Consider the following 9845-nt stretch of genomic DNA (forward strand, 5'->3'; position numbering starts at 1 on the left):
TGGGGCGGCATGAACGGCAGGACGTCAGCGCCGTGACCTGACCGTGACCTGGGGGAGAGGACCGCCGCCCCTCAGAGTGACCTGCATCACCGTTCGATAAACTTCTGCGGCCCGATGGTGGACTGCAGACCTGGCCGGGGAACATCGGGTACTTTACGTCCAAGTCACGGCGATATTGCCGTGACTGTTGAAACCTAGTCCCCGAGGTGGAACGTCATGGCCCTGAAGGAATTGTCTGCCGCAGAACGGGAAGCGGCCCGGAGCAAGGCCCTGCAGGCACGCACGGCGCGTGCGGACTTGAAGGAGTCCTTCCGGTCGGGCAAGTCCAGTCTCGAATCGGTCTTCGCAGCGGCGGACGAGGACGCCGCCATCGGGCGGATGCGCACGGTGGACCTGTTGCAGACCCTGCAGGGAGTGGGCGAGGTGCGGGCCGGGAAGATCATGGAGTCGTGTGGGATTTCCCCCAACCGGCGCCTGCGCGGCCTCGGCCGTCGGCAGCGGGAGGCGTTGATCGCCTATATTGGCCGGTAGCCCTTGTCCGGGCCGCCAGCCCCACCAGGAGGATCCTTGACCACCCCCGACGTCCCCGCCGCCCGGCCGGTCAGCCTCCGACCCGAGCATCAGCCCGCCGCGGGCGCGGAACGCCCGCGCGTCACGGTGTTGGCAGGGCCGACCGCCGTCGGCAAGGGCACGGTGTCCCAGTTCATCCGGGAGCACTATCCGCAGGTGTGGCTCTCCGTCTCAGCCACCACGCGGCCGCCCCGGCCCAACGAACGGGAGGGGCAGCACTACTTCTTCGTTGAGTCCGAGCACTTCGATGAGCTGGTGTCCCAGGACCAGATGCTGGAGTGGGCCGTGGTCCACGGCGTGAACCGCTATGGCACCCGCCGAGACACGGTCCAGCGGGCCCTCGACGACGGCCAGCACGTCCTGTTGGAGATCGACCTGCAGGGGGCGCGGCAGGTCAGGCAGGCCATGCCCGAGGCGACGTTCGTCTTCCTGTCGCCGCCGAATTGGGACGAATTGGTGCATCGGCTGGTCGGCCGCGGCACGGAATCTCCGGAGGAACAGCGCCGACGGCTGGAAACGGCTAGAATGGAACTCGCTGCCGAGCCGGAGTTCGATGCCGTGGTGGTCAATGACACCGTGGAACGCGCCGCACAGGAGCTGGTCCGCATCATGGGATTGGACCCTGACGACCATCTCTAGGCCGCCGGCCGGACCGTAGCGCGAGGACCGTGAGCGGTCATCGGCAGCGGCGCAGACAACGCATCAGCAACAGAATCACCAACCGTGGAGAACTAGTGACCGAACAGTACGAAGGCATCGTCAACCCGCCCATCGACACCCTGCTGGAGAAGGTTGACTCGAAGTACGCCCTGGTGCTTTTCGCCGCCAAGCGAGCCCGCCAGATCAACGCGTACTACTCACAGCTCCATGAGGGCCTGTTCGAGTACGTCGGCCCGCTGGTGGATACCAAGCTCAACGAGAAGCCGCTGTCCATCTCCATGCGGGAGATCGAGGAGGACCTCCTGGAGGCCACCCCGATGACCGAGGAGCAGATCGCCGCCGAAGCCGAGGGTGACTTCGGCACCTTCGAGTTGCAGAGCTCGGCGGAGGCCGCCTTCTCCGACGACGCCTTCTCCGCAGAGGGCGTGGGCGGGGCAGGCGCAGCCGAGGTGACCGAGATCACCGAGATCGCCGACGCCGACACCACCGCCGAGGACGAGCAGCAGGCCTGACCTCGTTTTCGACTCCGGGAACGAGCCGACTAGGTTTGACCCTATGAGGATCGTTCTCGGAGTGACCGGCGGTATCGCCGCCTACAAGTCCGCCCTGCTGCTGCGGCTCATGACCGAAGCCGGTCACCAGGTGGACGTGGTCCCCACGCCCGCCGCCTTGAACTTCGTGGGGCAGTCCACCTGGGAGGCCCTCTCCGGACGTCCCGTGCGGACGGACACCTTCGAGGCCGTGGAGACGGTCAACCACGTCCGGCTGGGCCGTGAGGCCGAGCTCGTGGTGGTGGCTCCCGCCACCGCCGACTCCCTCGCCCGCGCCGCCGCCGGGCTCGCCCCGGACTTGCTCGGCAACGTCCTGCTCACCGCCACCTGTCCCGTGCTGATGGTCCCTGCCATGCACACCGAGATGTGGACCCACCCGGCCACCGTCGCCAACGTCGACCTGCTTCGCTCCCGCGGTGTCACCGTGCTCGATCCCGATTCCGGCCGGCTCACCGGCCAGGACACCGGCCCCGGCCGATTCCCCGAACCGGACCGCATCTGGGCCCGGGCGCAGGCCCTGGTGGCCAGCAGCCCGCGCCCCAGCCGTCCCGCGGCACTGGCCGGACGCGCCGTCGTCGTGACCGCCGGGGGCACCCGCGAGGCCCTGGATCCGGTGCGCTATCTCGGCAACCGGTCCTCCGGCAAGCAGGGCGTGGCCGTGGCTGAGGCCGCACTGGCCGCCGGTGCCCGCGTCCTCTTCATCGGCGGGGCCATGAGCGTGGAGCCGCCCGCCGGGGCGGAGGTGGTCCGGGTGGAATCCACCCAGGAGTTGCACGATGCGGTCATGGCCCACGCGCCAGGTGCCGATGCCCTGGTGATGGCGGCCGCCGTCGCCGATTTCCGTCCCGCGGAGTATGCGGACGCCAAGATCAAGAAGTCGCAGGACGGTTCCAACCCGGTCATCCGCCTGGAGCGCACGCCGGACATCCTGGCGGAGGCGGTCCAGGCCCGTGCCGCGGGACAGCCGATGCCGGGCACCATCATCGGGTTCGGCGCCGAGACCGGCGACGCCACCGCGTCCGTGCTGGAGTTCGGGAGCGCGAAGCTCGCCCGTAAGGGCTGTGAGATGCTCGTGGTCAACCAGGTCGGCAGGGACAAGGTCTTCGGTCAGGACACCACCGAGGTGACCATGCTCTTCGCCGACGGGCGGGAACCGGTGGCCGCGGCCGGTGACAAATCCGAGGTGGGCGTGGCGATTGTGACCGAACTGACGGGCTTGCTGGGCTCGGCCGGCCGGCTGGATAGGATGGATCAGTGACTGACGCAGAGAAGGCAGCCAAGGCAGCGACGGCAGAGAATCCGGGTACCGCCGACTACGAGTCCTATCAGGGCATCGGGGGAGGCGAGCTCCGGCTGTTCACCTCCGAGTCCGTGACGAGCGGTCATCCCGACAAGATCTGCGATCAGATCTCGGACTCCATCCTGGACGCGATCCTGGCCCAGGACCCGAACGCCAAGGTGGCCGTCGAGACCTTGACCACCACGGGCCTCGTGCAGGTCGCCGGCGAGGTCAACACCTCCGCCTACGTGGAGATCCCCCGGATCGTCCGGGACACGATCCTGTCGATCGGCTATGACTCCTCGTCCAACGGCTTCGACGGCGCCAACTGTGGTGTCAACATCTCGATCGGCCAGCAGTCCTCCGATATCTCGGACGGCGTGCTGACGTCGCTGGAGAACCGGGAGGGTTCCGTGGACAGTGTCGACCTCCAGGGCGCCGGGGATCAGGGCATCATGTTCGGCTACGCCTCGAACGAGACCCCGGTGTACATGCCGGCCCCGATCTATCTGGCCCACCGTCTCTCCGAGCGGCTCACCGCCGTGCGGCACCTGGAGCAGACGCCCATGCCGTACCTGCTGCCGGACGGCAAGACGCAGGTCACCGTCGGCTACGGGGAGGATGGTCTGCCGAAGACGGTGGAGACCGTGGTGGTCTCCACCCAGCACCTGGACGCGGTCACCCTGGACCAGTTGCGCCAGGACGTGGTGGAGCATGTCATCCGCCCGGTACTCGCCCAGTCCGGCCTCGAGACCTCCGGGGCCACCTTCATCGTCAACCCCGGCGGCAAATTCGTCATCGGCGGCCCCGTGGGCGACGCCGGCCTCACCGGGCGCAAGATCATCGTCGACACCTACGGGGGGATGGCCCGCCACGGCGGCGGCGCCTTCTCCGGCAAGGACCCGTCCAAGGTGGACCGCTCCGCGGCCTACGCGATGCGCTGGGTCGCCAAGAACGTGGTCGCCGCCGGCCTCGCCGACCGGGCCGAGTTCCAGGTCGCGTACGCGATCGGCAAGGCCCGGCCGGTCGGCCTCTACGTGGACACCTTCGGGACCGAGAAGGTGGACCAGTCCAGGATCATCGAGGCCGTCAACGAGGTGTTCGACCTGCGCCCGCTGGCCATCATCCGGGACCTCAACCTGCTCCGCCCGATCTATCGCAAGACGGCCGCCAACGGTCACTTCGGCCGCGAAGACCCCGACTTCACGTGGGAGCGGTTGGACCGCGTCGACGCCGTGCGCGCTGCCGTCGGTTGGTGACCGGCGAACCCCTCTTCGACCTGCCCGTACCCCCGCCGGTCACGGGACTGCCGGAGGTGGCCGGCGGCTGGCCCGACGATCCCGTGGCCCGGGTCCTGCTGGACTCGGGCGTGCCGCACCTGGACCGGGAATTCGACTATCTCGTGCCCCGCTCCCTCGATGCCGAGGCCCGTCCCGGCGTCCGCGTCCGGGTGCGCTTCGGCCATCAGGACGTCCTCGGCTGGCTGACCTCCCGCGGCTCCGAACCCTCCACCGGGGCAAAGCTGCTGCCCGTGCGCTCGGTGGTCTCCCCGGAACCGGTGCTGACCCCGGAGATCCTGGACCTGGCCCGGTCCGTGGCGGCGCGCTACGCGGGAAACGTGGCCGACGTGCTGCGGGTGGCCGTGCCGCCGCGCGTGGCGAAGGTCGAGAAGGCGCTGAATGCCGAGGCGGAGGCACCGGAGGCCACGGGCACCCCGGCCCCCGCACCCGGTTCGGTCAGCGCGCCTGACGGTGCGTCCGACCCTGTACCGGGTCCGGACACGGCAGTGAGCGTGGCTGCCGGTGGCCTCACCGGCGCGACTGCGGTTGAGGGCTTCGACTGGTCTGCCTTGAAGGGTGCCGAGGCCTTCTTCCAGCAGGTCCAGGCCGGGGACGGTCCCCGCGCGGCCCTCACCGTGCCGAGCGCCCACGGCGCCTGGGATGCGGCCTCCCTCCTGGCGGACGCCGCTGCCCGCACCGCGGAGGCCGGCCGGGCCGCCGTCGTGGTGGTGCCGGATCAGCGCGATCTCGAACGGTTGTGCCGTGCCCTGGACCGGCGGGTGGGCCCAGAAGGGTATGCCCGCCTGACGGCCGACGACGGCCCCACCCCCCGGTACCGTGCGTTCCTGCAGCTGCGGCGCGGCCTGCGCCGGATCGCGGTCGGCACCCGCTCGGCGATCTGGGCACCCGTGGAGCACCCCGGCCTGGTCGCCGTCTGGAACGACGACGATTCCCTGCATGCCGAACAGCGGTCCCCGTACCAGCACGTGCGGGACGTCGCCCTGGTGCGGTCCGAGCTGGCCGGTGCCGGTCTGCTGCTGGCCTCGACGTCGCGCACCCCCGAGGTGCAGCGGCTGGTGGAGTCCGGGTGGCTCGGGCAGTTGGGGGTGGACCGCGAGACGATCCACGCGGCGACCCCGCGCGTGGTGTCCACGGCGGACTCCTGGGAGACCGAGCGTGATCCGCTGCTGGCCCGCGCCCGGCTGCCCCAGGCGGCATGGAAGGCAGCGCGAGAGGGTCTGGAGGGCCGGCACGGTGCGCCCGGACCGGTCCTGGTGCAGGTGGGCCGGAGTGGCTTCATCCCCGCACTGATCTGCCGAGACTGCGGGACCCCGGCCCGCTGCCGTCATTGCACCGGCCCGCTGGGATTCCCAGACCGCACCGCATCGGCCCGCAACGAGGCCGCCTGCCGGTGGTGCGGGCGGCGGGAGCGGCACTTCGAATGCCCCGAATGCGAGTCCTCACGGCTGCGGGCCGGCTCCCGCGGCGTGGACCGGACCGCCGAGGAACTGGGACGAGCGTTCCCGAACACCCCGGTGCTCTCCTCCTCCGGGGACCATATCCTCGCCACGGTGGACGACACCCCGGCCCTCGTGGTCGCCACGGTCGGGGCCGAACCCGTGGTGCCGTCGGGCTACGCCACGGCACTGCTGCTGGACGGCGACTCGCAACTGCAGCGCGAGGGGCTGCGCACCCCGGGTCAGGTCCTGTCCCGCTGGTTCGCCGCGGCGGCTCTGGTGCGCTCACGCCAGGATGGGGGAGTGGTGGTGGTGACCGCCGCCCAGGAGGACGTGGTGGGGGCACTCGTCCGGATGGATCCCGCCGGGTACGCCTCACGTCAGCTGGCCGAGCGGCGGGAACTGCACCTGCCGCCCGCCGTCCGCATGGCCGAGGTCTCGGGGCCGGCCAACGCGGTGACGGCGTTCATGGACCTCGTGGAACTGCCGGGCGCCTCGAAGGACCTGCCCTGGATCGGGCCGGTGCCGGTGGAGGACTGGGCCGGCGGTGAAGGGCGAGGTAGTGCCGGTGGTGGCTCCGGAGCCGCCGTCAGTGCCGAGCCGCTGCGTCACCGGGCGCTGTTGTTCTTCCCCTACGGTGCGGCTCGGAGCGTCGTAGAGGCACTGCGGGCAGCCCGATCGGCCTCCAGCGCGCGGCGCCTGACCGAACCCGTCCGACTGCGGATCGATCCCGTCGACCTGCCGTAGGAGACCTGCCGTCGGAACAGCCCGTCACCGGCGCTCCGGCACCAGCACCGCGTCGATGGCGTCCTCCAGGACGCCCCGCTCCCTGGTGTGGTCGAGGTCGCCGGAGGCGGGCAAGGCCCGCCCGATCGCGAGTCCGTCGACGACGGTGAGCAGGAACAGGACACGGCGGGAGCGGTCACCCGGGGCCACCGCGCCCTCCGCGTCAAGCACGTCCAGCCAGGACTCCACTCGGGCGTCCGCGCCGCGGCTGAAGTCGGCCAAGGCGGACTTGGTCCGGCTGTTCGAGACGATTCCCTCGAAGCTGCGGAGCAACTGAACCCAGAACTCGCGGGCCTGCACGCCCTCGCCGATGGGCGTCAGCAGGTTCAGCAGGCATTCCAGGAGCCGTTCCCGTGCCGGGACGGAGGTGTCGTGGATGCGCTCGTCCGGGTACTGATCCGAGAACATCTTCTGCCACACGGTCTCGAGGAGCTCACGCTGGGTGGGGAAGTGGTGGCGCAGGGTACTGGCCCCCACTCCGGCCCGAGCGGCCACGGCGCGAACGCTGGGGCGGGTCTCCAGGCCTTCGACGACGATGGCCGTCGCGGCCGCCACGATGCGATCACGGGTGTCGTTCATGAGGTCCTTTCCCCCGGGGCCGACGGGACCCGGATCGTACTAGTACGGCGTACCGGCACACTGTGCTACCTTGGAGGCGGAACTAGCACAGTGTACCGGATGGCGGTGACCCCCCAGGGCTCCCACCGCTGACGACGATGGAGGATCGCCGTGAACGACCCCTCAGGCTCCATGAGCGCCCACACCCTGCCCCGACCCCCCGAACGAGCCACCACCACCCCGCTCGGTGCCCGCGCCCTGGCCCCCGATCTCGCCCGGGGCCTGATGCTGCTGTTCATCGCCCTGGCCCATGTCCCGTGGTTCCTGTACCACCTGCCGGCGGGCGTCTCGGGCATGCATCCCGTCGTGGGAGGCGCCGTCGATCGCTGGGCCCAGGTGATGACGATCATCGCCGTCGATGCACGGACCCATACGATGTTCGCCTTCCTGTTCGCCTACGGGATCGGACAGATGTACTCGAGACAGCGTGCCCGCGGGATCGATGAGTCGCAGGTGCGCCGCCTGCTGGCCCGTCGGCACTGGTGGATGATCGTGTTCGGGGCGCTGCACGCCGTGCTGCTGTGGCAGGGGGACATCCTGGGCACCTATGGCCTGCTCGGACTGATGCTCGTGCCGCTGTTCCTGCGGCGCAGTGACCGCACGCTGCGCGTCTGGATCATCGTGCTGCTGGCCGTCTTCGCCCTCGGGGCGCTCCTCTCCACCCTCGGCGTGCTCCTGGCACCCGCCGCCGCTGCCGGGGTGCTTCCGGCTGATCTGCAGCGGTTGAGCATGGCCGAGCCCGACTATGTGCTCTCCGTGCTGTACCGGACCGGGATGTGGGTGGTCGGCCTGGCCTCAGGCCTGGTGACCCTGGCGCTGCCGACCGCGTTCCTGGCCGGGCTGCTGGCCGCCCGGCACCGGATCCTGGAGGAGCCGGCACGCCATCTGCCGCTCCTGCGCCGTCTCGCCGTCGTGGGCATCGTCTGCGGTGTGCTCGGCGGCGTGGGGCTGGTCCTGGAGCACAGCGGGATCGTCACCGCCCGCGGGGGCAGCGTGTTCTCGCCCCTGCACTTCCTCACGGGCATCGGCCAGGGCATCGGCTATGTCGCATTGTTCGGCCTCGTCGCCCACGCGCTCACTCAGCGAGGCCTTGACCGTCTCGTCCCGGTGCAGGCCGTCGTCGCGCTGGGGCGCCGCTCCCTGAGTGGTTACCTCGCGCAGTCGGTGCTCTTCATCCCCCTGCTGGCCGCCTGGGGGTTCGGTCTGGGAGCGCATCTGTCCAGTTGGTCCGCAGCAGTCGTGGCCGTCGCGACCTGGTCACTCACCGTCGTGGGCGCCTATGCCCTGGAGCGCGCGGGCCGGCGTGGGCCCGCAGAGGTCCTGCTCCGGAGGCTGACCTACCGTTCCGGACGGTGACCGGCCGGATGCCGTGACGCGGTGCCGTTTCTTCGGTGCCGCGGTCAGGACCGGCCGAGCTCCGCCCGGAATGAGGAGACCAGGGCGGCGGCCTCGGGCGCGCGCTCGTAGTGGATGAGGTGGCCCACGCCGTCGAGGATCTCCAGCCGGGCGAGGGGGGAGGCCCGGCCGATGCGGCGGGCCAGCTTCTTCTGTCCGCGGACGGAGCCCAGTTCGTCGTCTGCGCCGGCCACCAGCAGCACCGGGAGCCGCAACCGCTCGGCCACGTCCAGGACCGAACCGCTCGTGGAGGCGCGGTAGGCCTCCACGAGTACCTGGCGGTGGTCATAGGCGGAGAAGTAGTTCTGGTGCTGGTCGTGGAGGTAGGCCAAGGTATGACGGTCCGTGGTCTTGGCCATGACGGTCCCGGTGATCCAGACGACGAGAGGGGAGGACAGCAGGGCGCTCCCGAGGCGTTCGGGCAGGGCCGCCGAGACCTCGTAGTAGCCCTCCGCGATGCGGGACATCAGGACCTTGGAGGGGGAATCGTCCGCCGCCAGGGCGGGTTCACAGATCGGGTTGAGCAGCACCAGGCCGTCCCAGCGGTCCGGGTCGGCGGCCGCCAGCTGGGCGGCGATCACGGAACCGAAGGAGTGTCCCAGCAGGGTCGGACGGGGCCGGCCGCCGGGCGGGGACGCCGCGCGCCTCCCGGCGGAAGTTCCCGTCACCAGGCCGAGGGCCTCCATGGCGCTGCCGAGGGCCGTCACATAGTGGGCGACGGTGTGCGGGGCGTCCGGGAAGGCCGGCGAATGGCCGAAGCCGGGCAGTTCGGGCAGGAAGATCTCCAGGCCGGGCAGGCAGTCCGCGAGCAGGGCCAGGCCGTGGTGGTCCCCCCGGAATCCGTGGACGGCCACCATCGGCGTCCGCTCGCCGCCGTGCCCACCGCGCCCGCCTGGCTTGTCGGCGGACCCGTCGGCGGACCCGTCGGCGGGCCCGTCGGCTGGAGCGTCGGCGGGAGCGTCGCCGGTGGCAGACTCCACCGCGTAGTGCCACACCGCCACCGGTGTGGGAAGGCCGGACCCGGGGTCCGGGACCTCGACCATGATCCGCTCCGGAGTCCGCGCGGAGAACCCCGTGATGACCGAGGTGTTCCGTGGGGCCGGGGGGACCACCACGCGGTCACGGAGACGGATGGGCAACGGGCGCGCGGTGACAGGAGGCGGGGGAGTGCTCACCCCTTCAGGTTAACCAGCTTTTCGCCGGCGCCGTCCGCGCTGCTCCGCCGTTGCGCCGGGACCGGACGGCCGGG

At 70.7% G+C, this 9845-nt stretch carries 9 protein-coding genes; 7 read left to right on the forward strand and 2 right to left on the reverse strand.

The genetic code is table 11. The features are described 5' to 3' along the window. Positions 1–216 precede the first annotated feature (216 nt). The 6 genes from mihF (at position 217) to RUH65_RS02950 (ending at position 6544) form a co-directional block, all read left to right on the forward strand. Positions 217–531 carry an integration host factor, actinobacterial type gene (gene mihF / locus RUH65_RS02925; RefSeq protein WP_313815701.1) on the forward strand — a complete coding sequence of 105 codons (315 nt, stop codon included), beginning with the start codon at positions 217–219 and terminating at the stop codon, positions 529–531. 36 nt (positions 532–567) lie between these two features. Next, positions 568–1209 carry a guanylate kinase gene (gmk, locus tag RUH65_RS02930; protein ID WP_396179485.1) on the forward strand — a complete coding sequence of 214 codons (642 nt, stop codon included), beginning with the start codon at positions 568–570 and terminating at the stop codon, positions 1207–1209. A gap of 95 nt (positions 1210–1304) precedes the next feature. Continuing rightward, positions 1305–1742, forward strand: a complete 438-nt coding sequence (rpoZ, locus tag RUH65_RS02935) for a DNA-directed RNA polymerase subunit omega (RefSeq protein WP_313815702.1) — start codon at positions 1305–1307, stop codon at positions 1740–1742. Between the two features lie 43 nt (positions 1743–1785). Further along, the gene (gene coaBC / locus RUH65_RS02940; protein WP_313815703.1) at positions 1786–3039 is read left to right on the forward strand and encodes a bifunctional phosphopantothenoylcysteine decarboxylase/phosphopantothenate--cysteine ligase CoaBC; all 1254 of its coding nucleotides are present in this window, start codon (positions 1786–1788) and stop codon (positions 3037–3039) included. A gap of 74 nt (positions 3040–3113) precedes the next feature. Then, positions 3114–4319 (forward strand): methionine adenosyltransferase, encoded by a 1206-nt coding sequence (metK, locus tag RUH65_RS02945; RefSeq protein ID WP_313815711.1) that lies wholly within the window; start codon positions 3114–3116, stop codon positions 4317–4319. Continuing rightward, positions 4316–6544: a primosomal protein N' gene (locus RUH65_RS02950; RefSeq protein WP_313815704.1), complete on the forward strand. Its 2229-nt coding sequence runs from the start codon at positions 4316–4318 to the stop codon at positions 6542–6544. Before metK ends, RUH65_RS02950 begins: the two co-directional genes overlap by 4 nt. 24 nt (positions 6545–6568) lie before the next feature. Here RUH65_RS02950 and RUH65_RS02955 read toward each other — a convergent pair whose 3' ends face one another. Continuing rightward, positions 6569–7162: a TetR family transcriptional regulator gene (locus tag RUH65_RS02955; RefSeq protein ID WP_313815705.1), complete on the reverse strand. Its 594-nt coding sequence runs from the start codon at positions 7160–7162 to the stop codon at positions 6569–6571. 150 nt (positions 7163–7312) lie between these two features. Between RUH65_RS02955 and RUH65_RS02960 the strand changes: the two genes are divergently transcribed. Continuing rightward, on the forward strand, positions 7313–8557 hold the full coding sequence (locus RUH65_RS02960) for a DUF418 domain-containing protein (protein ID WP_313815706.1): 1245 nt from the start codon (positions 7313–7315) through the stop codon (positions 8555–8557). A 44-nt stretch (positions 8558–8601) separates the two neighbouring features. On the opposite strand, the gene RUH65_RS02965 is transcribed toward RUH65_RS02960, so the two are convergent. After that, positions 8602–9771: an alpha/beta hydrolase gene (locus RUH65_RS02965; RefSeq protein ID WP_313815707.1), complete on the reverse strand. Its 1170-nt coding sequence runs from the start codon at positions 9769–9771 to the stop codon at positions 8602–8604. Between the last annotated feature and the right edge of the window lie 74 nt (positions 9772–9845).

It is taken from the genome of Citricoccus sp. (assembly GCF_032154715.1).
Classification (GTDB): domain Bacteria; phylum Actinomycetota; class Actinomycetes; order Actinomycetales; family Micrococcaceae; genus Citricoccus.

What these genes read in the sequence shown, in the direction of transcription:
- coaBC (WP_313815703.1), top strand. Translation starts at nt 1,786, where the DNA reads ATGAGGATCGTTCTCGGAGTGACCGGCGGTATCGCCGCCTACAAGTCC.
- mihF (WP_313815701.1), top strand. Translation starts at nt 217, where the DNA reads ATGGCCCTGAAGGAATTGTCTGCCGCAGAACGGGAAGCGGCCCGGAGC.
- RUH65_RS02955 (WP_313815705.1), bottom strand. Translation starts at nt 7,162, where the DNA reads ATGAACGACACCCGTGATCGCATCGTGGCGGCCGCGACGGCCATCGTC.